This is a genomic window from Bradyrhizobium sp. CCBAU 45321, assembly GCF_028128975.1.
GTDB lineage: Bacteria > Pseudomonadota > Alphaproteobacteria > Rhizobiales > Xanthobacteraceae > Bradyrhizobium > Bradyrhizobium yuanmingense.
The window spans coordinates 50,091-75,319 of sequence record NZ_LFKZ01000126.1 but is presented as its reverse complement, the minus strand read 5'-3'; the positions used below and the strand labels follow the sequence as shown (position 1 = coordinate 75,319).

The window sequence follows — 25,229 nt, the reverse complement described above, 5'->3', positions numbered from 1 at the left end:
GCGCTTGCCGATCACTGCAGCGGCGGATCGCCGCTGGTGCGCTTCTTGGCGAGGTCCATTTCGGTGACGGCGATCAGGATCTCGGCGCGGGTCTTCAGGTCGGGCGCCTCCAGCATGGCCTGCTTCTCGGCGGGGCCATAGGGCGACATCATCGCGAGCGCGTTGACGAGGGCTTCATTGGGCGCGCTCTCGACGCCCTCCCAGTCGACCTTGAGGTTGTTGGCCTTCAGGAAGTCCGCCAGCACCGCCAGCAGCGCCTCGCGGTCGACCTCCTCCTCGCCGCGGCGCGCGGTGAAATCGTCGACATAGGCGAAGAAGTCCACCTTGCACTGCCGATAGGGGGTGAGCACCTCGAGCTCCTCGACCACCTTGAAGCGCGAAACGCCGGTGAGCTCGAGGATGTAGCGGCCGTCGCCGGACTCGGCGAGCTGGGTGATGCGGCCGACGCAGCCGACGCTGAACAGCGCCGGCTTGTCGGAATCCTTCCGAGAATGCGCGATGTCGGGCTGGATCATGCCGATCAGGCGATGGCCGTCGCGGAAGGAATCGTCGACCATCGAAAGGTAGCGCGGCTCGAAAATGTTGAGCGGCATCTGGCCGCGGGGCAGCAGCAGCGCGCCCGGTAGCGGGAAGACCGGAATGATCTCCGGGAGATCGGCGGGCCCGCGATATTCGATGTTGATCGGCATCTGCCCGGTCCCCTGGCGTTGCTAGCGCATGATCCGGATCCGAAGGACCGCGTTAGCGCAAAGTGTGGAGCGGTTTTCCGAACAGATCATGCTCAAAAAAGGCCGTTACGAAAACAGGATCGTCGACAAACGTTTGCGGCCTTCGACGGTTGCATCATCCGTGCCGCCCCAGGCCTCGAAGAACTGCACCAGCTGCTTGCGGGCGCCGTCGTCGTTCCATTTGCGGTCGCGCTTGATGATCTCGAGCAGCTGCTCGGTCGCCGCCGCGCGGTTGCCTTGGGCGTTGAGCGCGGTGGCGAGGTCGAACCGGGCCTGATGATCGAGCGGATTTGCGGCGACTTTCTGTTCCAGCTCGGCAACCGGTCCGAGCGATTTCGCCTGCTCGGCGAGATCGATCGCGGTCTGCACCGCCTTCACGGCCGGGTCGTTGCGCTTGGATTCCGGCACCATGGCCAGCGTCTGCTTGGCCTGCTCCATCGCGCCGGAAACGGCATAGCACTTCGCAAGGCCCGCAAGCGCCGCGATGTTGGTCGAATCATGCTGCAGCGCCTCGGCATAGATCTGCGCCGCCGCCGCCGCGTCGCCCTCGGCGAGCACCGCGTCGGCCTCCTGCACGATCTCGGCGACGTTGACCTCGCCCGGCGCGGTGACGCCCTTGGTCAGCCGCTCGATGAAGGCGTTGACCTGGCTCTCCGGCACCGCACCCATGAAGCCGTCGGCCGGCTGGCCGTTGACGAAGGCGATCACGGCCGGGATCGACTGGATGCCCATCTGGCCCGGGATCGCCGGATGGTGGTCGATGTTCATCTTGACCAGCTTGACCTTGCCCTTGGCCGCCTTCACGGCCTTCTCCAGGACCGGGGTGAGCTGCTTGCAGGGGCCGCACCATTCCGCCCAGAAATCGATCAGCACGGGCTGGCGCTTCGATTCCTCGATGACGTCCTTCACGAAGGTCTGGGTGGTGGTGTCCTTGATCAGGTCGGCCGCAGCCGGGCCCGCCGCTCCGTTACCCTGGTCGATGATCGTCACGGGATTCCCTCGTCATGTCTGGAATGGCGGCTCTTTAGCACGCCGCCGCGTCATATGCTTGTGGTCGGCTCCTAAATTGGGCCGAATGGGCCGAATTTCAATCCAGGCACCCCGATTCGCCGGTTCCGAGACGTATCCGGTCGATTTGGCCGGCTTCGGGCTCCATACGGGGTCCGAATTGCGAATTGAGGCCGCCCGTAGCTGTTGCATTCCCCTCCCGCTTTTGGCATACGACAGCCGTTGCCGGCGCGTCACGCGACCGACACAGGATGCGGGTGTAGCTCAGTGGTAGAGCACGACCTTGCCAAGGTCGGGGTCGAGGGTTCGAGCCCCTTCGCCCGCTCCAGTTTTCTCCAAAGCATCCAGCCAAACCGGATCAGGCCGCGGTTTTCCGCGCCGCTGGCGGCTGTTCGGGTCTCACATGACAATTCTGGTCACAGGCAGCGCAGGTCACCTTGGCGAGGCCATCCTGCGGGCGCTGCGCGGGCGCGGCTCGCCTGCCCGCGGCCTTGATCTCAAGCCCTCCCCCTTCACCGACGCCGTAGGCTCCATCGTCGATCCCGCCTTCGTGCGGCGCCAGATGGACGGCATCACCGGGGTGATCCACACCGCGACGCTGCACAAGCCGCATGTGGCGACCCATTCCAAGCAGGATTTTGTCGACACCAACGTGTCAGGCACGCTGAACCTGCTCGAGGCGGCCGCGGCAGCCGGCGTGAAGAGTCTTGTTTTCACCAGCACTACCAGCGCGTTCGGCTCGCAGCTGCGGCCCGAGGCGGGGCAGGCGGCGGTGTGGGTCACCGAGGAGCTGCCGTCGGTGCCGAAGAACATCTACGGCACGACCAAGCTGATGGCCGAGAACCTCTGCGAGCTGTTCTTTCGCGAGCGCGGTTTGCCAGTCGTGACCTTGCGGACCTCGCGCTTCTTTCCGGAGGACGACGACGATCCGGCGATGCGATCGGCCTACGCGGTGGACAACGCGCAGGCCAACGAGATGCTCTACCGCCGGCTGGATATCGCGGACGCAGTGAGCGCGCATCTAGCTGCCGTCGAGCGTGCGCCCGGCATCGGCTTCGCCCGCTACATCGTCTCGGCGACGAGCCCGTTCGAGCAACGTCATCTCGGAGCGCTGGCGCGCGATGCCGCCACTGTCGTGCGCGAGCTCTATCCGGAGTGCGCGCAGCTCTATGCGGCGCGCGGCTGGCGGCTCTTCCCCGCGATTGACCGGGTCTATGTCAACGAGCGCGCGCGGCAGGAGCTTGGCTGGCGACCCGAATTCGACTTCGCGCACGTGCTGCGCAGCCTGCGCGATGGTCGGGAATTCCGCAGCACGCTGGCGCGCGAGGTCGGATCGAAAGGCTATCACGACACGTTGTTCGACGACGGACCCTACCCCGTCGCTCCATAATTGATATTTTGCTCGACGCTTCAAATGACTGTCCGGCGTCGCCGGGAGCGGATCAACTTGCGTCGTTCTACTGTGCATGGGGTTGTTTTCGCACTTTTGTATGTCCATCCCTCGGACCGCCCGACGATGATGCGCGCGCGCTGTTGATTCCGCGTTGCAGCGCGAGGCGCGGTCGTCGCAGCGTTCATCCGTTCATTGACATTCCGTCTCAATTTTTGCTGCGCGCAGCCGCGCTGCATCGGGCGCGCTTCTCACGATGGGCAGATGTGCTAACCTTTCTGCGTCTGTCGTCCCGACGGGCTCAAAACTTCGCCTCTCGACTAGCAAAACAAAATAACGCGCAGCCCTGATGGCTGCCTTAGGGGAGTGATGCGATGACATCGATGTTCCATCGATCCGTGTTAGCGCTTGCAGCCGTGGCCCTTCTCGCCGGGACCGGCGCCGGCAACGCGCAGCAGCAGGACAAGAGCAAACCGCTGAAGAAATACGATTCCAGCACCAAGGAATTCTGGACCCATCCGCCGGACGATTGGTTCCTCGGTGACGAGACCGAGGCGCAGAAGGGCCTCGCGCCGCCGTCGGGCCCGCCGACCGGCGCCTCCGACGCCGAGCTCGCCAACATCGTCAAGAAGATCAAGCTGCCGCCGGGCTTCAAGATCGAGGTCTACGCCTCCGGCGTGCTGGCCGCGCGGCAGATGGCCTGGGGTGACAAGGGCACGTTGTTCGTCGGCTCGTTCGGTCTCGGCAACGTCTATGCCATCAAGGACAACAACGGAAAGAAGGAGGTCAAGACCGTCCTCAAGGGCCTGAACATGCCCACCGGTCTCGCCTTCCGGGACGGTGCGCTCTACGTCATCGCCGTCGACAAGCTGATCCGCTACGACAACGCCGAAGCCAATCTCGACAATCTCGGCCAGGGCAAGGTCGTCTATGACGACATGCCGTCCTATGCCGCGCATGGCTGGAAATACATCGCGGTCGACAAGGAAGGCTGGTTCTTCCTGCCGTTCGGACCGCCCTTCAACATCGGCATTCCGCCGACCAGTGTGTCGCAGATCCGGCGCGTCGATCCCAAGACCGGCAACGCCGAAATCTGGGCGCTTGGCGTTCGCAACTCGGTCGGCGGCGACGTCGATCCGCGCACCGGCAAGCTCTGGTTCACCGAGAATGCCCGCGACTGGATCAGCGATGATCTGCCCTCGGACAAGCTGAACATGATCAACCGGATCGGCGAGCATTTCGGCTATCCCTATTGCCATCAGGGCAATCTGCCTGACGACAAGTTCGCGATGGGCCACAAATGCTCCGAGTTCACGCCGCCCGTACTGAACCTCGGTGCCCATGTCGCGCCGCTCGGCATGAAGTTCTACACCGGCGATCAATTCCCCGCCGACTACAAGAACAACATCCTGATCGCGGAGCACGGCTCCTGGAATCGCCACAAGTACCAGGGCGCGCGGATCGTGCGGGTGATCGTCGGGCCTGACGGCAAGAACCCGAAGCGGGAGGTCTTCGCCTCCGGCTGGCTCGAGGGTGACCAGGGCTATCTCGGCCGTCCCAACGACATCATCATCGCCAAGGACGGATCGATCCTCGTGGCCGACGATTGGGCCGGCGCGATCTATCGCATCAGCTACAGCAAGAAGTAGCGCGACCTGACGGAGAAGCTGCGACCGCGTGACGCCCGCAGCTTCTTCCATTTTGAAGCCCCACGCCGTCGTTCCGGATTGCGCGCCACTTGCGCGCAAGTCCGGAACCCGTAACCACGAACGGGATTATGGATTGCGGCCGCGCCAAGCGGCGCCCCCCGGAATGACGCAGGACAGAACGGATTTCCAATCATGCGCCGTCAGTTCTCTTGGTCCGTAATCGGCGCGCTATCGCTCGCAGTGATCGCCTTCATTCAAGCCGAGGCCGCCGACAATGCCGCGATCAAGGAGAAGGCCGCCGCCTGCTCCGGCTGCCACGGCGAGAACGGCATTTCGCAGACCGAGAACATCCCCTCGCTCGCCGGCCAGCCCGATCAATTCCTGCAATGGCAGCTCGTGTTCTTCCGCGCCGGCGCGCGCAAGAACGATCAGATGCAGCCGATCGTGGAAGGGATCAGCAACGAGGACATCCGCAATTTCGGCGCTTACTTCGCCTCGCTGACGCCGCCGAAGGGACCCGAGGACGGGGATCCCGACCTGTCGAAGAAGGGCGCGCAGGTTGCCGCCGGCCGCCGCTGCGCCTCATGCCATACCGACAGCTATGCCGGTACCAAGGCGGTGGCGCGGCTCGCCGGCCAGCGCGAGGAATATCTTGTCAAGGCGCTGCACGATTACAAGGCCGGCCAGCGTGTCGGCGGCGGCGTCGCCGCGATGGCCGACGTCGCCTATCACATGAGCGATGAGGAGATCACCGCCGTCTCGCACTATCTCGCGCATTTGAAATAGCGCGGGATGCTGCGGCAAGCACAGCCGTCATCCCGGGGCGCGACGAAGTCGCGAGCCCGGGATCCATAGCCACAGGCAAGAGTTTTGCGAAGACTCTGGAGTCACCACTTCGCCCCATGACCACTCCCTGTGGTTATGGGTCCCGGGCTCGCGCGGCGCGCGCCCCGGGACGACACCGAATGTGTGGTTACGCCCTACCCCGCCCGCTGCTTCTCATACGCCTTCAGATGCGTATAGGCGATGCGCAGCTTCGGCACCGGCACCTTGGCGGCGTCGGCGCGCGCGATGAGATCGCCGATGACGTGATCGGCCTCGACAGGCAGGCCGGCCTTGATGTCGCGGAACATCGATGCCGTCAGCGGCGAGCCCTCGGTGGTGAGATTGCCTTTGACGCGATCGAAGAACGGGCCGCCCGGCGGATAGCCGGACGCCGTGGCAACCGCGCTGGTCTCATCCAGCATGCCGAGCAGGAACTCCCGGCCGCCGGGCGCGGCGAGGATATTGCCGACGGATGTCCGCATCAGGCTGGTGCTTGCTGCGAGCGAGGACAGGAACACCCACTTCTCCCACATGTCCTGCATGATGTTCTGGCTGGCGCTGGCGCCATTGATGCCGCTCTTGAAGGCCTCGTCGATCGCCTTCACCCGGTCCGACATCCCGCCGTCGCGCTCGCCGTAGCTGATCGACTGCATCGGCTGGAGCTGCACCACCTCGCGCTTATCGTTCAGCGTCGCGGCGATGGCGCAGAGGCCGCCGAGCACGCGTTCCTTGCCGAACCTCGTATCCAGCGTGTCGAGATGCTTCATGCCGTTGAGCATCGGGATGATCGCGGTGTTCGGCCCCACCGCCGGGGCAAACGACTTGATGGCATCGTCGAGGTCGAACGCCTTGCAGCTGAGCAGCACGACCTCGAATTTGTCCTTGATCGCGTCAGCTTGAACCGACGGCGGGTTCTTCAAGGTCACATCGCCGTTCGGGCTCTTGATGACGAGGCCGGCGCTCGCGAGCTCGCCGGCGCGGCGCGACCTAACCAGGAAGGTGACGTCGCGGCCGGCCTGCAACAGCCTGCCACCAAAATAGCCGCCGATGGCGCCGGCGCCGACCACGAGGATGCGCATGGGAGAACTCCGTTACTGTTGTTCTTCAGAAAGAGGCGAATGGCGAATAGGGAGTAGCGAATAGAATAGCAAGTTACGAAACGCGAGTAACGTTTCCACTACTCGCCATTCGCCATTCACTACTCGCCTTTCTCGAGCACCATCTCCTCGACCTCGCGCAGCTGCTCCTTGCCGAAGAACATCTCGCTGCCGACGAAGAAGGTCGGCGAACCGAACGCGCCGCGGGCGACCGCCTCCTCGGTGTTCTTGATCAGTTTGGCCTTGACCTCGGGTTCCCCGGCGCGGGCGAACAGCTTTTGCGCATCGAGACCAGACGACGCCAGCGCCTTCGCCGCGATCTCGGGATCGTCCATCTTCTTCGGCTCGCGCCACATGTGGTGGAAGGCGGCCTCGACATATGTCTCGAACACGCCCTCGAGCTGCGCCGCGATCGCGGCGCGCATCAGGTTCAGCGTGTTGACGGGAAAGTGCGGATTCCAGACATAGGGCTGGACATGGAAGCGCTTGATGAAGCGCTCGGTCTCGACCTGCTGGAACTCCCGCTTGTTCTTGATGCCGGCGAGCGTCTCGGCCGGCGACTTGTTGTTGGTCGACTTGAAGATGCCGCCGAGCAGGATCGGCACGTATTCGAACTTGACGCCGATCCGCTGTTCGATGGCCGGAATCGCCAGATGGCTGAGATAGGCGTTGGGGCTACCGAAATCGAACAGGAATTGCGGGGCGGTGCGGGTCAAAATTATTCTCCCTGGTCTTAGCATTCTGAGTGGCTTTTTTTCATTGTGGCGCAGGCCGCGCCACAGGTCCATCGTTTAATGATGGTCATAATACTCTGACGATCAGATCAGGCGCTGGATCGCCCGCTTGCGCCACACCAGATGGTAATAGCCCATCTGCAGAATCAACATGGCGCAGAATACGATGGGATAGGCAGCCCACACGCCGGTCAGGCCGACCGTGCGGCTGAGGATGATTGCAGCCGGCAGCTCGATTGCGGCGATCGCGAAGATCGACAGCAGCATCGGCGTCAATGCGACGCCGGCGCCGCGCATCGCGCCCGAGAACACGGTGGCGAGCCCGAACGGCACCGAGCTCCACAAGGCGATGTTGAGCAATCCCTTCGCCAGATCCAGCACGGCGCCGTCGGTGATGAAGATACCGAGCACCGCGCGTGGCGCGAGATAGATCAGCGCCACCAACCCGCCGGTCAGGACGATGTTGAACGCAAGGCCCATCCGCACGATGCCGTCGAGCCGGGCCCGGTCGTCGCCGCCGACGGCCTGGGCGCCGAGGATCGAGACCGCGATCGAAATCGACATCGCCGTGAACTGGGTGTAGCCCATCACCTGGTTGACGGCGCCATAGGCCGCGGTGGCATTCGAGCCGAAGCCGTTGACGAGGCCGAGCAGCACAAGCTCGGCGATCGCCATCACCACCATGCCGATCGCGCTCGGCAGGCCGATGCCGAGGACTTTGCCGAGCACGGCGCCGTTCAGCCGGAGGTGACGCAGCAGCGTCGCATCCGGCGCGAGCGTGTGCTTTCTCCGCAGCAGATAGGCAGCCAGCACGATCAGCGTCAGCGTGTTCGAGATCGCAGCCGCCCAGGCAGGACTGGTGATGCCGGCCACCGGCAATCCGAACGTGCCGCGGATCAGCATCGGCGTCAGGATCAGGCCGATCGCCGTCGACAAGGCCAGCGCCAGCAGCGGCGTCAGTCCATCGCCGACGCCGCGGATCATCGCCGTCATCAGCAGGAAGATGAAGCCGAGCGGCATCGTCAACAGCATGATACGCGCATAGGCGCTGGCTTCATCGAGAATGTCCGCGGGAGTGGCGAGCATGGCCATCAGGGGCCGGCTGAAGATCCCGCCAACGAGTGCAATCGCTATCGAGAGCAGCAGGCCGACGGCGAGTGTCGTGCCGACGATGATCTTGATCCGGCCATGCTCGCCGGCGCCGAAGGCCTGGCCGATCAGCACGGTGGCGCCGGTGCTGAGGCCCATGACGAAGGCGAACAGGAAGAACATCACGGGGAAGAACGCCGACACCGCGGCGAGCGCGCCGACGCCGACCATCTGGCCGAGATAGACGTTGCTGACGGTGCCGAACAGCGATTGCAGCGCGTTGCTCAGCATCAGGGGTGCGAGGAAGCGGAGGAATGTGGTCCAGAGTGGCTTTGCGGCAGACATGGAATTGGCCTTTCATCAGGGCGTGCGAAGCCGTTGCCGCGCAATGCGCGGCTCGGCCGTCGATGAGTTGTGAGAAGCGGCGCGCGGCTTAGGCGCGGTGGCTGTAAGCGAGCTGGACGATGTGGTCGCGGATGTCGGCCGGCCAATCGGCGATCAGCGAGGTGAAGCGTCGCCGGTCACCCGCGAACAGCGCGCGCGAGGCCTCCTCGAACTGCGGCAGGTCGCCGGCCATGGTCGACATGAAGTGGTAGGCCGCATCGCGCGCCTGCCGCTCGCGGTCCTTGTCGCCGCTGGCGCGCCTGGCCTCGTCGACGAGCTTGCGCAGCGCGACCGAAGCGCCGCCGGCCTGTGCGTTGAGCCACTCCCAGTGCCGCGGCAGCAAGGTCACCTCGCGCGCGACCACGCCGAGCTTCGGCCGGCCGCGCCCGCGCGGCTCTGCGGGTGCTTCGGCCGTCTCGGCTTGCGGCATGAGCGTTGCCAGCCGGGCCAGCACCTCGCGGTCGTCGCCGCGCAGGTCGAAATCGATCGACCGCCCGGTGCTATCGTCGAAGATGACAATTGGCTGGTCCAGCGGTTGCGTCGCCCGCTTGACGGCAAGCGCAACCTCGCCTGCCGTGCCGGAGGTCAGCCGGCGCTGGCCGGCGAAGGCTGTGTAGGTCCCTTGCATTGGAATCATTGCCATATTGATCGCGTTGCTGATTTAATACCCGGGTAAATTCCTCGCGTCAATATACCCGGGTGAAAATATCTGCGGCGACGGCTCGACATTGTGTTGCCGGGCTGGCACCAACGGCGCGGCCGATGACCACGACCAAGCCTTGAGGACCCCGCGATGCTGACCGTTCACCACCTCAACAATTCCCGCTCGCAGCGCGTGCTGTGGCTGCTCGAGGAGCTGGGCGTTTCCTACGAGATCGTGCGCTATCAGCGTCAGCCGGACATGCGCGCGCCGAAGGAGCTGCGCGCCATCCATCCGCTGGGCAAGTCGCCGGTCATCACCGACAACGGCAACACCATCGCCGAATCAGGCGCGATCATCGAATATCTCATCGCCACCTATGGCAACGGGCGGCTGATCCCGCCGCCGAACACGCCGGAGCGGCTGCGCTACACCTATTGGCTGCACTATGCGGAAGGATCCGCGATGCAGCCGCTGCTGCTCAAGCTGCTGTTCACGCTGATGCCGAAGCGTGCGCCGGCCTTGCTGCGCCCGCTGGTGCGCAAGGTCTGCAACCAGGCACTGACCGCGCTGGTCAATCCGCAGCTCAAGCAGCACATGGACTATTGGGAAGGCGAGCTCGCTAAGAGCGAGTGGTTCGCCGGCAGCGAGTTCAGTGCGGCCGACATCCAGATGAGCTTTCCGCTCGAAGCGGCGCAAGCCCGCGGCGGGCTCGAGCAGGGCCATCCCAGGGCGATGGCGTTCCTGGAGCGCATCCACGCCCGCCCTGCATATGTGCGCGCGCTGGAAAAGGGCGGGCCGTATCAGGTCGGGCGGTAAAGTTTCCACCCCGACATGCCGGGAGCACGTTACTGCCCCGCCGCCTCCGCCCCGCGCGTGCGCGGATCGGCTGCGCCCAGCGGTCCGTTCGGTGTCACCAGAATCGAGTTGGCAGATGTCTGCCCCATAGGCTCGACAACGAGGTGCCCCATCGCCTTCAGCTCGAGCAGCACGCCCTCGGGAAAGCCGCGCTCGACGCGCACTTCATCCGGCAGCCATTGGTGGTGCAGCCGCGGCGTTGCGACGGCGGCCGCAACATCCATCTTGTAGTCGAGCACGTTCACGATCACCTGCAGCACAGTCGAGATGATGCGGCTGCCGCCGGGCGAGCCCGTCACCAGCACCGGCTTGCCGTCCCTCAGCACGATGGTCGGCGACATCGACGACAGCGGCCGCTTGCCGGGTCCGGGCAGATTCGCCTCGAAGCCGACGAGGCCATAGGCGTTGGACGCACCGACCGCCGCGGTGAAATCGTCGAGCTCGTTGTTGAGCAGCACACCGGTGCCGTCGGCGACGAGGCCGACGCCGTAGCTGAAGTTCAGCGTGTAGGTGTTGCTGACGGCGTTGCCGCGGGCGTCGACGACGGAAAAATGCGTGGTGTTGCTGCCCTCACGCGGCGCGGCAGAAGCAGACACGAGCTCCTTCGAGGGCGTGGCGCGTTCGGAGGAAATGTTCGCGCGCAGCTTCGCGGCATAGTCCTTCGCAATGAGGGTCTCGATCGGCGCGTTGACGAAGGCGGGATCGCCGAGATAGCGGGCGCGGTCGGCATAAGCGCGCTTCATGGCTTCGATCAAGAGATGCAGCGACGCCGCCGATCCCTGCTTCAGATCTGCCAGAGGGAAGCCCTCGAGGATGTTGAGCGTCTCCATCAGCACGACGCCGCCGGATGAGGGTAGCGGCATCGACACGATGTCATAGCCGCGGTAGCTGCCACGCACCGGCGCGCGGATGACCGGCTGATAGGCCTTGAGGTCGGCCGGCGTCATGATGCCGCCGGCATCGGTCACGGCCTTGGTGAGTTTCTCGGCGACCGGCCCCTCATAGAATCCCCGCGGCCCCTGTGCAGCGACGGCCGCCAGCGTTTCGGCGAGATCGCCCTGCACCAGCCGATCGCCTTCGCCCAGCGGCGTGCCATCCGGACGCGAGAAGATCCTGGCCGAAGAAGGCCAGCGTGCCAGCCGCCGGTGCCAGCTCGGCAACGTATCGGCCATGTCGTCGCTGACGATGAAGCCATCGCGTGCGAGCGCAATCGAGGGTGCCAGCAGTTGCGCCAGCGTGAACTGACCCGAGCCGTATTTCTCGAGCGCGAGCGCGAGGCCGGCAACGGTGCCGGGCACGCCGATGCCGAGCGCGGAGTCCCGTGACTTCGTCGCGTCGGGCTTGCCGTCGGCGCCGAGGAAGATCTGCGGCGTGGTGGCGGCCGGCGCGGTTTCGCGATAGTCGATCGTGATGTCTTCATTGCGATCGGCGGAATGGATCACCATGAAGCCGCCGCCGCCGATATTGCCGGCACGCGGATAGGTCACGGCCATCGCAAAGCCGGTCGCGACCGCAGCGTCGATAGCATTGCCGCCGCGCCGCAGGATGTCGGCGCCGATCTGCGCGGAGATCTTCTCCTGCGCCACCACCATGCCGTGCTCGGCGGCGACGGCGCGCACCGCCTCGCGTGCGGGCGGAACATAGCCCTGCCGTGCATCCTGAGCGGTTGCAGGCGCGAGACCGAGCACCAGGGCAGCAATGGCGGCTAAAAATCTCCGCCGTGTCGAATATGACGACATCATCGAATTCCTGCCGTGGCGTTGAACCGGTTCACACCCGTCACCGTAATGCTATACCGTTTGCTCTAAGAGAGGCAAAACTGTTCGTGATGGGTACTGCGTGATGACGACAATCGCCCCGGATGCGCGCATGGCCGGCGTGGCGCGGACCTATCCGCCGCGCGCCGCCGTCGTGAGTTGGATCTTCTTCGATTGGGCCGCGCAGCCATATTTCACGCTGATCACGACCTTCGTGTTCGCGCCCTATTTCGCGACGGCCATTGCGCCAAATCCCGCCGCCGGTCAATCCTTGTGGGGCTTTGCGATGGCGGCCGCGGGCCTCGCGATCGCGCTGTTGTCGCCGGTGCTCGGCGCCATCGCCGACGCTTCGGGCCGCAGGAAACCGTGGATCGCAGGTTTCGGTACGGTGCTGGTGCTGGCGTCCTGCACGCTCTGGATCGGCAAGCCCGGCGATCATGCCGTCATTCCGCTGGTGCTCACCGCAGTTGCGCTCGCCAGCGTTGGTGCGGAATTTGCCACGCTCTTCAACAACGCGATGATGCCGACCCTGGTGCCGCCGGAGCGGATCGGCCGTCTCTCCGGCACCGGCTGGGCCACGGGCTACATTGGCGGCATCGTCAGCCTGATCATCGTGCTCGGCCTGCTCGCCGCCAATCCCGAGACCGGCCGCACGCTGCTCGGCGTCACGCCGCTCTTCGGTCTCGATCCCCTCACACGTCAGGGCGATCGTGCCGCGGGGCCGCTGACCGCGCTGTGGTTCATCATCTTCGTGACGCCGATGTTCCTGTTCACGCCGGATTATCCGGCGAAGCGCCCGCTGGGCGAGGCGTTGCGCGAGGGCCTCTCGGAGCTGAAGCAGTCGATCAAGAGTCTGCCGAGGCAGAAATCGCTCGCGGCGTTCCTGCTCGCCAACATGATCTACACCGATGGTCTGGTGTCGCTGTTCGCCTTCGGCGGCATCTATGCCGCGGGCACCTTCGGCTGGCACACGATCCAGATCGGGACGTTCGGCATCATGCTCGCGATCGCCGGCGCGCTCGGCGCCTGGCTCGGCGGCAAGCTGGATGATCGTCTCGGGCCGAAGCGCGTCATCGCCGGCAGCCTGCTGGTCCTGCTGCTGTCGGTGGCCGCGATTCTTCTGGTCGACAAGGACAGCGTCCTGTTCGTCAAGACCGCGCCGCCGCAAGCGGGCGCTGCTCTGTTCTCGAGCGCGGCCGAGCGCGCCTATCTGGTGCTGGGCTGCCTGATCGGTGCCGCCGGCGGCCCGCTCCAGGCCGCTTCCCGCACGCTGCTGATCCATCTCGCACCGAAGGATCGCATCGCGCAATATTTCGGCCTGTTCGCGCTGACGGGAAAGGTGACGTCCTTCATCGGCCCGCTCCTGATCGGCCTGGTCACCGCGGTGACCGCCAGCCAGAAGGCCGGCATGGCCGTGCTCGTCGTGTTCTTCGTCGCGGGATTAGGCCTGTTGATGCGGGTGCGGGATTAGCTGCACCACGCAACTCTATCCTCGTCATTGCGTGGAGCACTTGCGACGAAGCAATCCAGACCTTCCTTGCGGAGAGAGACTGGATTGCTTCGCTTCGCTCGCAATGACGAATCGATGGTCTCAATGCCTGAAGTGCCGCGTTCCCGTGAACACCATGGCGATGCCGTGCTCGTCCGCGGCCTTGATCACCTCGTCGTCGCGCATGGAGCCGCCGGGCTGCACCACGGCGGTGGCGCCGGCTTCGATGCAGGCGAGCATGCCGTCGGCGAACGGGAAGAATGCATCCGAGGCCACCACCGAACCCTTGGTGAGCGGTTCGGCGAGCTTCAGCTCGGCCGCCGCATCCTGCGCCTTGCGTGCGGCGATCCGCGCTGAATCCACCCGGCTCATCTGACCCGCGCCGATACCGACGGTGGCGAGATCCTTGGCGTAGATGATGGTGTTGGACTTGACGTGTTTTGCCACCCGGAACGCAAACTTCAGATCACGCATCTCCGCATCCGTCGGCGCGCGCTTGGTGACGACCTTGAACGTCATGTCGTCGACCACGGCGTTGTCGCGGCTTTGCACCAGCAGGCCGCCGGCCACCGTCTTGGCGGTCAGGCCCGGCGCACGCGGATCGGGCAGGCTGCCGGCGAGCAGCAGGCGCAGGTTCTTCTTGCCGCCGATGATGGCGATCGCCTCTTCGCTGGCGTCGGGCGCGATGATGACCTCGGTGAAGATCTTGGTGATCTCGCGCGCGGTATCGGCATCGAGGGCGCGGTTCATCGCGATGATGCCGCCGAAGGCCGAGGTGGAATCGCAGGCCAGCGCCCTGCGATAGGCCTCGACGAGGTTCGGCCCTTCGGCGACGCCGCAGGGATTGGCATGCTTGACGATGACGCAGGCCGCGGTGCGCTTGGCGTCGAACTCGCCGATGCATTCATAGGCGGCATCGGTGTCGTTGATGTTGTTGTAGGAGAGCTCCTTGCCCTGGAGCTGCCGCGCGGTGGAGACGCCGGGGCGCTTGTCCGGTGTCGCATAGAACGCGGCGGTCTGATGCGGGTTCTCGCCGTAGCGCAGCGACTGGATCAGCCTGCCGCCGAAAGCGCGGAAGTCGGGCGCGTCGACCTCGAGCTGACGGTTGAACCAGTTCGAGATCGCGGCGTCATAGGCCGCAGTGCGGGCATAGGCCTTCGCGGCGAGCCGCCGGCGCAGCTTTAGCGTGGTCGCGCCCTTGTTGGCGGCGAGCTCGTCGAGCACGGCCCGATAGTCCTGCGCCTCGACCACGACGGCGACGTCGTCGTGATTCTTGGCGGCGGCGCGGATCATCGCGGGGCCGCCGATGTCGATGTTCTCGATGCAATCCTCGAAGCCCGCGCCTTTGTCGACGGTCGCCTCGAACGGATAGAGATTGACGACGAGCAGGTCGATCGCCGCGATGCCGTGCGCTTTCATCGCCTCCGCATGGTCCTTGTTGTCGCGGATCGCGAGCAAGCCGCCATGCACCTTCGGATGCAGCGTCTTGACGCGGCCGTCCATCATCTCTGGGAAGCCGGTGAGGTCGGAGACGTCCTTCACCTTAAGGCCGGCCGCGGCGATCGCTTTCGCGGTGCCGCCGGTCGAAACCAGCTCGACATTATGCGCGGCGAGCGCCTTGGCGAACTCGATCAGGCCGGTCTTGTCGGAGACGGACAGAAGGGCGCGGGTGACGCGGCGGGGATGGTCAGTCATGAGCAAGATCCTCTGTTCAGGGAGTGTCTATGCCCAGGCGCGCGGCTACTATGTCCCGCGCTTCCCGATGGTGCTCCATCCAAGGTCGCCAGTCGCGCGAGCGAGCGCTCGATAGCAGCTTTCGCCGCTTTTCACAACGGTGGGATAGGGCCGGATTGCGCCTGTTTACAACGGAAGTTCCGGCTCGCGGCGAGCGTTGCGGCGGGCATTGGTCACTGCAGGCGAGGCGGTGGAGCGGACAAAGCTCCAGCGGATCGAGGGGGCCTGGCGGGCGTTCTGACGGATCACGATCTGGGCGGTGCGGCGCGGGCCGTCATTGCCGGCCAGGAATACGCTGTCCTCGAGATCGACCTTGTCGTCCAATGCCTCGAAGGTCCAGACGTCGCGGTTCGGCAGCACCAGCATGACGCCGCGCGCATCCGACAGCCGGCTCGCCTTCACCGCCGGATGCAGATGGAAGCGCAGCGCGAAATCGGCATCGGCGCCCTTGAAGCGTCCGCCCTGCGGCGGCGACAGCGCGTCCTCGCCGTCGATGCGCGCGCCGTCATTGGCGATCATCAGCACGCGGCGGTGGATCGCGCCGAACTTGGCGAGATAGCCGTCATGCGAGGTCGTGAGCAGCGTGCCGTTCTGCACGACCTCGCGATAGCTCTCGACCTCGACCGGGCCGCTGGTGACGGGCGCGCCGTGCAGGAGCCGCTTCATCGCCGACATCTCGACGAACTGGCATGACGACGTCTCGTGATAGGTCAGGGTCGAATGCGCCGCTGTGCTGCGTGCGAACGGCCGCCAATTGTCCCGGCCGGTGGTCGGCATGCCGCAATTGGTGACGATGCGGCTGATGCCGGACGACAATTCGAACGAGAGGCAGCCGGCATGGGCGTCGTGGCTGACGCCGGCCGGCGGCGGCGGGCCGGTGTCGATGATCACAGTGGTCTGGCCGGCATCGAGGCGCTGAAAGCCGGTATGCGGCATGTTCGCCATCGGCACGCCGTGGGTGTCGTCATAGGCGAGCAGCGTGGCGAGCAGGTCGGACGAGGTCGCGCTCATGCCGTTGAACAGGGCGAAATTGCCGTCGCCGTGCCGGAAGAAGCGCAGCATCGGCATCATGCGGTCGATCGCATTGAGCAGCGCCGGCGGCGGCGCGATATTGCGCGCGGCAAAAGTCTGCCGCAGCGGCAAGAGGTCGATCAGGAGCTCGATCAGCGCCCCCGGATTGCGCGAGATGTGGCCGCCATCGGGCAGGATCTGCCGTTGCAATTCGTCGGACAGCTTCTTGGAGGCGGTGCGGATGTGACGCGTCTGGTTGGCGAGGCACAGGGACGCATAGCACAGCGCGATCAGCACCTGCAGCTTCGGCACCCCGTCCGGAATGTCGACCATGGTATAGCGCAGGAAGCGGATCTCGCGCGCCAGCGCCCGCAAGTAACGGCGGTAGAACTTGTTGTCGGTCTCGCTCAGCACCAGCGGCGCCTGCGACAGCAGCGAGATCACGCGCCGCGCCAGCACGTCGGCACGGCGCGCGACGGGGCGGCGCTTGTTGGCGGGATTCGAGATCCAGTCCTCGATCAGCGCGCGCGCATTCGCCCGCGTCAGCGCCGTATCGGCGGCGCGCAAGTGCCGCAGCCAGCCGAAGCCGAGCAGCGCAACCTCCCAATCCTCCGACGGCGGCTCGAGGTCGAAGATCGAGCGGCCGTGGCAATTGACGATCTTGCCGGCGAAGACGAAGCGACCGGCATAGATCTCGGCAGCGCGAGTCGCATCCGCGGTCCGCAGGTCATGCGGCGCGATGATCAGCCGGTCGGTGCGGCCGGGCCAGACTCGCGACAGCACAACGGAACCGCCGCTCGCGCGCGCGAGCATGTTCCGCGCGAAGCGGTTCATGACCAGCGTCGAGATACGTCTGCGTTGAGCGACCGACACGCCTTGCCTTGATGGGGGAGAGGATCAGTGACGAATCCTTATTAATCCCAAAATCGGACGCCTGACACCACCTTGAACGGCGCGAATCAGGGTCGTGGTCGCAAAATCCAGTGCAAAATCAGGATTTAACGAGCCGGGCCGCGAAAAATCCGTCGAGCCCGCCGAGCCTGGGATCGGCGTTCGGCAGATGGCAGGGCAGGGTGCGCAGGTCGCCGTCCCGGTTGAGGATTTCGTCGAGGCCCGCAACCTCCGATGCCACGATCGGAGCGCGGCGAAGCGCGGGCTCGGCGGCGAGCAGTGCCGCTACCGCCTGCTCGCCCTCCTCGGGTTCCAGCGAACAGGTGCAATAGACCAGCGTCCCGCCCGGCTTGAGCAGCGACACCGACTTGCGCAGCAGCCGCTGCTGGAGCGCGGCCAGGGTAGCGATGTCGGAGTCCTGCCGCAGCCATGCGACGTCGGGATGACGGCGGATCGTGCCGGTGGAGGTGCAGGGCGCATCGATCAGAACACCGTCGAACGCCTCGGCCGGGCCGGTCCATTCGACGGCGTCAGCGACGACGGTCTCGGCCTGCAGCGACAGCCGCGCCAGGTTTTCGCGCAAACGCGCCACACGCGCGGGCGAGCGGTCGATTGCCGTGACCTGCGCGCCTGAGAGCGCCAGCTGCGCGGTCTTGCCGCCGGGGGCGGCGCAGAGATCGGCAATGGACTTGCCTTTGACATCGCCGAACAGCCGGGCGGGCAACGCGGCGGCGGCGTCCTGCACCCACCATTGTCCTTCGGCGAAGCCGGGCAGCATGGTCACCGAACCGTGCAGCAGCATCCGCACCGTTCCGGTCGGCAACGTCTCGCCATGCAGGCGGCTCGCCCATTGGGCGGGATCCGATTTCACCGTGAGATCGAGCGAGGGCTCGTGGCCGAGCGCCGATGCCATGTCGCGTGCGGTCGCCTCGCCATAATGCGCGCTCCAGCGCGCGAGCAGCCATGGCGGCAGATCCAGCGATTGTGTCGCGACCTCCTCCACCAGCGCCTTGCCCTCGCGCGCACAGCGGCGCAGCACGGCGTTGACGAGCCCGGCATAGCGCGCGGCGCGGCGGTCGGATTGCACGAGCCGGACGGAGAGATCGACCGCGGCGTGATCCGGCACGTCCATCCAGAGGATCTGGGCGGCGCCGATCAAAAGTGCACTCTGCGCGCGTGGCGCGTCGGAGGGAACGCCCTTGTCGAGCAGGCGGGACAGCACATGGCCGAGAGTGCCGAGCCGGCGCAGCACGGTGGCGACCAGGCGCCGCATCAGCGCGCGGTCGCGATCCGCCAGCGTCTTCAGTCCGGGGTGGGCACCGGCGCCGTCAAGCTGGTCGTCGAGCGTGCGGTGCTTGTGCAGCACGCCGTCGACGATGTCGGCGGCTATCCGTCGCGCCGCAAGGCCGGGCACTTCGGACGGAGGGACGAAACGTTGAGATGGCATGCGGAAGCAAGGTTCTGAACGAGCGGCAGTTCCGCCGCAATGGGCGCATGCCTTGAGAAGTCGATCTCTGACACGCGAATATGCCAAATGTAAGAATCGCTTGCGGGTTTTTCAGCGCTCCGGGCCGATTTCAGGAATGCGTTATTGGGCATCGCGTTGTGCCCGGTCCTGCGCTAGAAAGCGCGGCGATGAGTAACCCCGTTCCCGATCGCAAGCCGCTGTCGCCGGCCGCCCAGCGTGCGCTGGCCGAGGCCGAGGCGCGCCGGCAGGCTGCGGCCGCCAGGGCCAACGATGAGGCCAAGAACGAGACCAAGGCGAAGGAGCTGCAGGGTCCAAAGGGGCCCGAGCCCACCCGCTACGGCGATTGGGAGCGCAAGGGCATCGCTTCCGACTTCTGAGGCGCTTATTTAACCTCTCCCGCTTGCGGGAGAAGTCGCGCCGCAGGCGCGGGTGAGGGCTTTCTTCTCTAAGGGATTATCCCATTGCGGATACACCCTCTCCCCAGCCCTCTCCCGCAAGCGGGAGAGGGAGCGAAGCTCCTTCGCGGCCGCATCAGACCGAATCTCGTCTTGCCTTGGCTCGCTACAGGTAATTGTGCTCTCGCAAGTAGCGGATGATGCGTTCGCAGGCCGCCTCGCTCGACAGCTCCGAGGTGTCGATGGTGATGTCGGGCGCCAGCGGCGCTTCGTAGGGGGCATCGATGCCGGTGAATGCCGGTAGCTGGCCCGACCTAGCCTTGCGATAGAGACCCTTGGGATCGCGGCGCTCGCATTCGGCAAGCGGCGTCGCGACATGGATCTCGATGAACTCGCCCGCTTCGAGCCGCTGGCGCGCCAGCTCGCGCTCGCTGCGGAACGGCGAGATCAGCGCCACCAGCGCGATCAAGCCGGCCTCGACGAACAGCCCCGCGATCTCCGCGACGCGCCGGACGTTCTCCGTTCTCTCCGCGTTGGAAAAGCCGAGGTCGCGGTTGATGCCGTGACGAAGATTGTCGCCGTCGATCAACGCGGCATGGCGCCCAAGCTCGGCGAGCCGGCTGTCGACGAGATTGGCGATGGTCGATTTGCCGGCGCCGCTCAGCCCCGTGAACCAGAGCACGCAGGGCCGTTGCTGCTTCAGCCGAGCCCGCACGGATTTGTCGACCGCAAGCCGCTGCCAATGAACGTTGGTGGCGCGGCGGAGCGACATGTCGATCATTCCCGCCGCGGCAGTGCGATGGCTGATCGGGTCGATCAGGATGAAACTGCCCATCTCGCGGTTGTCGCGATAGGCCTCGAACACCAGCGGGCGGTCGAGATCGAGATGGACATAGCCGATCTCATTGACGTCGAGCGTGGCGGCGCTTTCCCGCGCCATGGTGTCGATGGCGATCCGGTGCTTGAGCTCCGTGATCACCGCGCCGGTCGAGGCGGTGCCGCACCGGAGCAGATAGCGCCGGCCGGCGACCATGGCCTCGCCATCGAACCAGACGAGATGGGCCGCGAGCTGATCCGACACCGGCGCTGCAGATCCGGCGGTGAGCACGTCGCCGCGGCTGACGTCGATCTCATCGGCGAGCGTGAGGGTGATGGACTCGCCCGACCTTGCGTGATTGCGCTCGCCGGCGGGCGTGAGAATGCGCGCGATGCGGGTCTGGTGTCCCGATGGTTGCGCGCGAACGGCATCGCCCACCGCGATCGTTCCGCTCGTGATCCGTCCGCAGAAGCCGCGAAAATCCGCATGCGGCCGGCTCACCCATTGCACCGGCAGCCGGAACGGCTGCTGCGAGGCGTCGCCGGCGACGTCCACGGATTCCAGATAGGCCGTAATGGTCGGCCCCTCGTACCAGGGCATGCGCGTGCTCGCAGCGACGATGTTGTCGCCGTCGGGCGCAACGACCGGGATGCACTGGACCTGGGAGATCCCGAGCTGGCCGGCCAGAGTCAGGTATTCGGCGGTGATGGAAGCGAAGCGATCGCCGTCAAATCCGATCAGGTCCATCTTGTTCACGGCGAGCACGACGTGGCGGATGCCGAGCAGCGACAGGATGTGGCTGTGACGCCGCGTCTGCGTGATCACGCCCTTGCGCGCGTCGACCAGCACCACGCCGAGATCGGCATTGGAAGCACCGGTCGCCATATTGCGCGTATATTGCGCATGTCCCGGCGTGTCGGCGACGATGAAGCGGCGCAGCTTCGTGGCGAAGAAGCGGTAGGCCACGTCGATGGTGATGCCCTGCTCGCGCTCGGCCTGCAACCCGTCGACCAGCAGCGCGAAGTCGAGGTCGCCGCCGGTGGTGCCGGCGGTCTTGCTCTCCGAGGCGAGCGCGTCGAGCTGGTCGTCGAGCAGCGTCTTCGAATCGTAGAGCAGCCGACCGACCAGCGTGCTCTTGCCGTCGTCGACGCTGCCGCAGGTGACGAAACGCAGCGTCGGGCGATCCTCCTGGTCGAGCCGCGGCGCATCGGTGGCGGCAATGGTCGGTGCCTCGTGATAGGACATCAGAAATAACCTTCCGCCTTCTTGCGCTCCATCGATGCGGGACTGTCCCGGTCGATCATGCGTCCCTGTCGTTCGGAGGTACGCGACGCCATCATCTCCTGCACGATCTCGGGCAGGGTTGCCGCCGTCGAGCTCGTTGCGCCGGTGAGGGGATAGCAGCCGAGGGTGCGAAACCTGACGGAGCGCCATTGCGGTTCTTCGCCAGGCTGCAGCGGCATCCGGTCGTCGTCCACCATGATCAGCGCACCGTCGCGCTCGACCACCGGGCGCGACGCTGCGAGATAGAGCGGAACGATCGGGATGTCCTCGAGCAGGATGTAGTCCCACACGTCGATCTCGGTCCAGTTCGACAGCGGAAACACCCGCATGCTCTCACCGGGCGCGAGCCTCGTGTTGTACAGGCCCCACAGCTCCGGCCGCTGGTTCTTCGGATCCCAGCGATGCGCGGCGCTGCGGTGCGAGAACACGCGCTCCTTGGCGCGCGACTTCTCCTCGTCGCGCCGCGCGCCTCCGATCGCGGCGTCGAAGCCGTGGAAGTCCAGCGCCTGTCGCAGCGCTTGCGTCTTCATGACGTCGGTGTAGCGGGCCGAGCCGTGGGTGAAGGGGTCGACGCCCTGGCTCAATCCGTCAGTGTTGGTATGGACGATCAGGTCGAGCCCGAGCTCGCGCGCGCGTCGGTCCCGAAACGCGATCATCTCGCGAAACTTCCAGGTCGTATCGACATGCAGCAGCGGAAACGGCGGCTTGCCGGGATCGAAGGCCTTCATCGCCAGATGCAGCAGCACCGATGAATCCTTCCCGATGGAATACAGCATGACCGGCTTGCGGAACTCGGCCGCCGTCTCTCGCAGAATGTGGATGCTTTCCGCCTCCAGCCGGCGGAGGTGGCTGGCGACGTGACGCTGCTTGCCGCCAGCACCTTCATGGAGTGCGGAATCGGCTCCGGTGGGAATGTCCAGCATGACGATCACGCAGCCGCAGCAAACCAGTCGCCGAACAGACGTTGCGACAGTGCCGCATTCAGGCCGAGATCGCGAACGCAGGCGGCGACCGCGGCGCGATACGCATCATTGACCCCGCAGCGCTCCAGAGCCTCGCGTTGCGCTTCGCTCAGAGAGGCCGTCGCACGCCGCTGGTAGCGATAGGCACTGTCGGAGGTGTGCAGATTGGGCACCTTGTAGATCGTCGCTTCGCTCGGGAAGATGACGCGCGCATTGTTCGCGTGCGAGTCTCCCGGCTCACGCCAGGACGTCACGGCATTCTCGTTGAAGCTGCCCGAAAGGCCGATCCGTTCGAACAGGACACGAACCGAGGACACGGCCTCCTTGCTCACCTCATAAACGTAGTGAGTGACGGCAACGCCCTGTCGCTGGGCGTAGCTTGCGACTTGAGCCGCGTTGAGCGCGGCGACGACATAGTGCCGCAACAATACATCTGCAGGCGCGCGCGAGATCAGCTTGTCGAGCCACGATGCCAGTGAACTCGCCGGCTCACGGTCGAGCATGATGAGATGCAGCCGGTGCCGCGGATAGCCCGCCTCGATCAGCAGCTTGAGCGGATTGAACAGGCTCTCGGCGAGCACGTAGGGCCCGATCGTTTCCTTGCTGAAGATGTGCGGCTCGTCGTCTGCCGACGGCACGGCCCACGGCGCCGGCCTCTTGCCGACGAGCGCATCGCGCAGCATGGCCTTCAAAGGCTGATAATAGGAAGGCATCCCGGTCATGCCGAACAGATTGCTCAGGGCCGTCGATCCGACGCGCGCCTTGCCGCATGCAAAATAGAGCATGGGAAAGTCTTGCGGCGAGCGATGCCGGAAGCCGTCCGCCAGGCACTCCGTCACCTCGCGCATCAGCGTTTCGAGCGCGACGGTCCTGGTTTGGAACCCCTCCACCGGCGGAAGCAGCGTGGTGTCGAGAGAACTATCTTGCTGACGAACGAGTTCGGCGATTCGCTCGAGCGAATCGGGGGACGACGCATCGATATTCATGGCGGGGACTCGCTGAACAGGTTCCGCAAGCGAGTTGCTTACGGCTCAATATTCAACCTATTGTTGATTATGACCCCGGTCAAACCCGGGCAATCCCGGGGGCTTCATGAATGTCCGGCGAGCACGGCAATCGTGCTCGCCGCTTCGTTGCGCATTACGCGGCGCGCACGGTGCTGAGGAACTTCTCGACCTCCGTCTTCAGGAGGCTGCTTTCGCTCGACAGTGAACGCGCCGACGCCAACACTTGTCCCGACGCCGCGCCGGTCGCGCTCGCGCCATGGCTGACCTGGGCGATCTTGTCCGCGACTTCGACCGTTCCCTTGGCGGCTTCGCTGACGTTTCGCGCAATCTCGGCCGTCGCTGCGCCCTGCTGTTCGATCGTCGCGGCAATGGTCGTCGAAATATCGGAGATGCGGCCGATGGTCGTTCCGATTTCCTTGATCGCTCCGACGGAGTCCTGCGTTGCCGATTGCATGCCGGCGATCTGCGCGCTGATTTCCTCGGTCGCTCGCGCGGTTTGCGCCGCGAGCGCCTTGACCTCGCTCGCCACGACCGCAAAGCCGCGGCCGGACTCGCCGGCGCGGGCCGCCTCGATCGTTGCGTTTAGCGCCAGGAGGTTGGTCTGTTCGGCGATCGCCGTGATCAATTTGACGACGTCGCCGATGCGGCCCGCCGCCTTGAGCAGCTCGTTGATCCGGGCATCGGTGCGCTCGGCCTGCTTGACCGCATCGCCGGCGATACGGCTGGAATCGTGCACCTGACGGCCGATCTCGACGACCGACGTGCTCATTTCCTCGGCCGCGGACGCCACGGCCCCGACATTGGTCGAGGCTTCCTCCGAGGCGGCGGCGACCATTCCGGAGAGCTGCTGGGTTTGTTCGGCCGTACCCGACAACGTGCCGGCAGCGGATTCGAGCTCCTGGGATGCAGCCGACACCGAGTTGATGATGCCGCCGACCGCAGTTTCGAACGCGTTGGCAAGCCGCGTCATCTCCTGCTTGCGCTGAGCGGCCGCAGCGGCTTGATGGTTCTTCTGCTCGGCTTCCATCTGCTCGATGCGGATCAGATTTTCCTTGAAGGCCTGTGCCGCGCGGGCGTTGTCGCCGACCTCGTCGCCACGGCGAGTGTAGGGATTTCGATCGCCTTGTTGCCTCCGGCGAGCTGCAGGAGCACATTGCCGATGCGACGGATCGGACGGGCGACGTTCAAGACGGAAAAGACTGCGGAGCCGACCAACGTCAGGACGACGAATAGGCCGACGATCAAAGCGAAATTGGCGACGCGGTCCAGCTCGGCCAGCATCTCGCCCTTGCGGCGCGCGGCGAATTCGTTGGCGACGCCGACGAGATCGTCGATGCGCTTGCTGACTTCCTGCGCTGCCGGACGCATATGCTCTGCGAGAATGCTTGCCCTAGCCGACTCGGCAGCAAGCTTGGCGCCACCCGCGGGGGCGGCGATGACCGCCTTTTGCGCCGCGGCGAGCTCGACGCCGCTGGCCAGATACGCATCGACGAATTTCTTGGTCTCGCGGTAAGCGTCCTGTGTGACCTTGCGGGTCGCCCGCTCTCTCGCGGCATCGATTTCGGTGCCGGCTTCGCCGGCCCGGGTGCGGAGAAGCTCAAGGAGCCTGTCCACCTCTCCGGCTGACGGTGCCGAGCCGAGTTCGAGAGCGGCGAGCTGCGCGCGTGCCATCGCCGTCTGAGCCGCCTGCGCATTGCCCTTGTTGAGATAGTTGATCGTGACGAGGCGATTGGATTCGGCAATGGAGCGGTTGCCGAGCATCTGATTGGTCAGCATGCCGCCGACCAGCACGACGCTCACGCCCGTCACGATGCCGAGCTTTGTTCCAATGCGAAACCTGAATGACCTCACGGCAATCTCCCCTCGGTTTGTCGTATAACAGCTATTCGCAACCAATGATTGAGAATTGGAAAATATTCGCGAATCCCCAGTAGAACTACGGCTGACTTCTTTGAGAGACGGTACTTTCGTGCATGGCCTCCGGGCGCATTCGGCTTCGTTCATGGACGCGC

The 25,229-nt window shown here is 65.3% G+C and carries 19 protein-coding genes, 1 tRNA gene, 1 pseudogene and 1 riboswitch; of the genes and pseudogenes, 7 read left to right on the top strand and 14 right to left on the bottom strand.

The features are described 5' to 3' along the window. Positions 1 to 11 precede the first annotated feature (11 nt). A complete protein-coding gene (locus tag ACM43_RS23745; RefSeq protein ID WP_128265775.1) occupies positions 12 to 689 on the bottom strand; it encodes an LON peptidase substrate-binding domain-containing protein in 678 nt (225 codons plus the stop codon). A gap of 105 nt (positions 690 to 794) precedes the next feature. Further along, complete coding sequence (gene trxA / locus ACM43_RS23740; protein WP_025033093.1) at positions 795 to 1,718, bottom strand: thioredoxin; 924 nt, start codon at positions 1,716 to 1,718, stop codon at positions 795 to 797. 271 nt (positions 1,719 to 1,989) lie between these two features. Here trxA and ACM43_RS23735 point away from each other — a divergent pair. From ACM43_RS23735 to ACM43_RS23720, 4 genes are all read left to right on the top strand, one after another. Continuing rightward, positions 1,990 to 2,064 (top strand) — tRNA-Gly (locus ACM43_RS23735). Positions 2,065 to 2,139: 75 nt separating this feature from the next. Further along, positions 2,140 to 3,126, top strand: coding sequence for an NAD-dependent epimerase/dehydratase family protein (locus tag ACM43_RS23730; protein ID WP_271543189.1), 987 nt, complete (start codon positions 2,140 to 2,142; stop codon positions 3,124 to 3,126). A 374-nt stretch (positions 3,127 to 3,500) separates the two neighbouring features. Next, on the top strand, positions 3,501 to 4,775 hold the full coding sequence (locus tag ACM43_RS23725; RefSeq protein ID WP_271543188.1) for a PQQ-dependent sugar dehydrogenase: 1,275 nt from the start codon (positions 3,501 to 3,503) through the stop codon (positions 4,773 to 4,775). A gap of 192 nt (positions 4,776 to 4,967) precedes the next feature. Next, positions 4,968 to 5,561 carry a c-type cytochrome gene (locus ACM43_RS23720; RefSeq protein WP_271543187.1) on the top strand — a complete coding sequence of 198 codons (594 nt, stop codon included), beginning with the start codon at positions 4,968 to 4,970 and terminating at the stop codon, positions 5,559 to 5,561. A 194-nt stretch (positions 5,562 to 5,755) separates the two neighbouring features. Here the strand turns inward: ACM43_RS23720 and panE are convergent, their stop codons facing one another. The 4 genes from panE to ACM43_RS23700 form a co-directional block, all read right to left on the bottom strand. Continuing rightward, positions 5,756 to 6,679: a 2-dehydropantoate 2-reductase gene (gene panE / locus ACM43_RS23715; RefSeq protein ID WP_271543186.1), complete on the bottom strand. Its 924-nt coding sequence runs from the start codon at positions 6,677 to 6,679 to the stop codon at positions 5,756 to 5,758. 119 nt (positions 6,680 to 6,798) lie between these two features. Further along, positions 6,799 to 7,413 (bottom strand): 2-hydroxychromene-2-carboxylate isomerase, encoded by a 615-nt coding sequence (locus tag ACM43_RS23710; RefSeq protein WP_271543185.1) that lies wholly within the window; start codon positions 7,411 to 7,413, stop codon positions 6,799 to 6,801. A 102-nt stretch (positions 7,414 to 7,515) separates the two neighbouring features. Beyond that, positions 7,516 to 8,865: an MATE family efflux transporter gene (locus ACM43_RS23705; RefSeq protein WP_271543184.1), complete on the bottom strand. Its 1,350-nt coding sequence runs from the start codon at positions 8,863 to 8,865 to the stop codon at positions 7,516 to 7,518. An 88-nt stretch (positions 8,866 to 8,953) separates the two neighbouring features. Next, a complete protein-coding gene (locus ACM43_RS23700) occupies positions 8,954 to 9,547 on the bottom strand; it encodes a DUF2239 family protein (protein ID WP_271543183.1) in 594 nt (197 codons plus the stop codon). A gap of 150 nt (positions 9,548 to 9,697) precedes the next feature. Here ACM43_RS23700 and ACM43_RS23695 point away from each other — a divergent pair, with 150 nt between their 5' ends. Further along, positions 9,698 to 10,363, top strand: coding sequence for a glutathione S-transferase family protein (locus tag ACM43_RS23695; protein WP_271543182.1), 666 nt, complete (start codon positions 9,698 to 9,700; stop codon positions 10,361 to 10,363). A 29-nt stretch (positions 10,364 to 10,392) separates the two neighbouring features. Here the strand turns inward: ACM43_RS23695 and ggt are convergent, their stop codons facing one another. Beyond that, positions 10,393 to 12,144, bottom strand: a complete 1,752-nt coding sequence (gene ggt, locus ACM43_RS23690) for a gamma-glutamyltransferase (protein ID WP_271543181.1) — start codon at positions 12,142 to 12,144, stop codon at positions 10,393 to 10,395. Positions 12,145 to 12,244: 100 nt separating this feature from the next. On the opposite strand from ggt, the gene ACM43_RS23685 reads away from it, so the two are divergent. Further along, on the top strand, positions 12,245 to 13,630 hold the full coding sequence (locus ACM43_RS23685; RefSeq protein ID WP_157285130.1) for an MFS transporter: 1,386 nt from the start codon (positions 12,245 to 12,247) through the stop codon (positions 13,628 to 13,630). Positions 13,631 to 13,750: 120 nt separating this feature from the next. Here ACM43_RS23685 and purH read toward each other — a convergent pair whose 3' ends face one another. The 3 genes from purH to ACM43_RS23670 form a co-directional block, all read right to left on the bottom strand. After that, a complete protein-coding gene (gene purH / locus ACM43_RS23680; protein ID WP_271543180.1) occupies positions 13,751 to 15,343 on the bottom strand; it encodes a bifunctional phosphoribosylaminoimidazolecarboxamide formyltransferase/IMP cyclohydrolase in 1,593 nt (530 codons plus the stop codon). A 24-nt stretch (positions 15,344 to 15,367) separates the two neighbouring features. After that, positions 15,368 to 15,449, bottom strand: a riboswitch (ZMP/ZTP riboswitch). Between the two features lie 59 nt (positions 15,450 to 15,508). Beyond that, positions 15,509 to 17,227 (bottom strand): heparinase II/III family protein, encoded by a 1,719-nt coding sequence (locus tag ACM43_RS23675; protein ID WP_271543179.1) that lies wholly within the window; start codon positions 17,225 to 17,227, stop codon positions 15,509 to 15,511. Positions 17,228 to 17,384: 157 nt separating this feature from the next. Next, positions 17,385 to 18,731 carry an RsmB/NOP family class I SAM-dependent RNA methyltransferase gene (locus ACM43_RS23670; protein ID WP_271543178.1) on the bottom strand — a complete coding sequence of 449 codons (1,347 nt, stop codon included), beginning with the start codon at positions 18,729 to 18,731 and terminating at the stop codon, positions 17,385 to 17,387. Between the two features lie 188 nt (positions 18,732 to 18,919). On the opposite strand from ACM43_RS23670, the gene ACM43_RS23665 reads away from it, so the two are divergent. After that, a complete protein-coding gene (locus ACM43_RS23665) occupies positions 18,920 to 19,129 on the top strand; it encodes a DUF1674 domain-containing protein (RefSeq protein WP_271543177.1) in 210 nt (69 codons plus the stop codon). 184 nt (positions 19,130 to 19,313) lie between these two features. Here ACM43_RS23665 and cysN read toward each other — a convergent pair whose 3' ends face one another. The 4 genes and pseudogenes from cysN to ACM43_RS23645 form a co-directional block, all read right to left on the bottom strand. After that, a complete protein-coding gene (cysN, locus tag ACM43_RS23660; RefSeq protein WP_271543176.1) occupies positions 19,314 to 21,209 on the bottom strand; it encodes a sulfate adenylyltransferase subunit CysN in 1,896 nt (631 codons plus the stop codon). Beyond that, positions 21,209 to 22,171, bottom strand: a complete 963-nt coding sequence (gene cysD / locus ACM43_RS23655) for a sulfate adenylyltransferase subunit CysD (protein ID WP_271543175.1) — start codon at positions 22,169 to 22,171, stop codon at positions 21,209 to 21,211. The genes cysN and cysD overlap by 1 nt, the downstream gene beginning before the upstream one ends. A 5-nt stretch (positions 22,172 to 22,176) precedes the next feature. Next, positions 22,177 to 23,196: a sulfotransferase family protein gene (locus ACM43_RS23650; protein ID WP_271543174.1), complete on the bottom strand. Its 1,020-nt coding sequence runs from the start codon at positions 23,194 to 23,196 to the stop codon at positions 22,177 to 22,179. Positions 23,197 to 23,350: 154 nt separating this feature from the next. Beyond that, positions 23,351 to 25,068, bottom strand: a pseudogene (locus ACM43_RS23645) (methyl-accepting chemotaxis protein). Between the last annotated feature and the right edge of the window lie 161 nt (positions 25,069 to 25,229).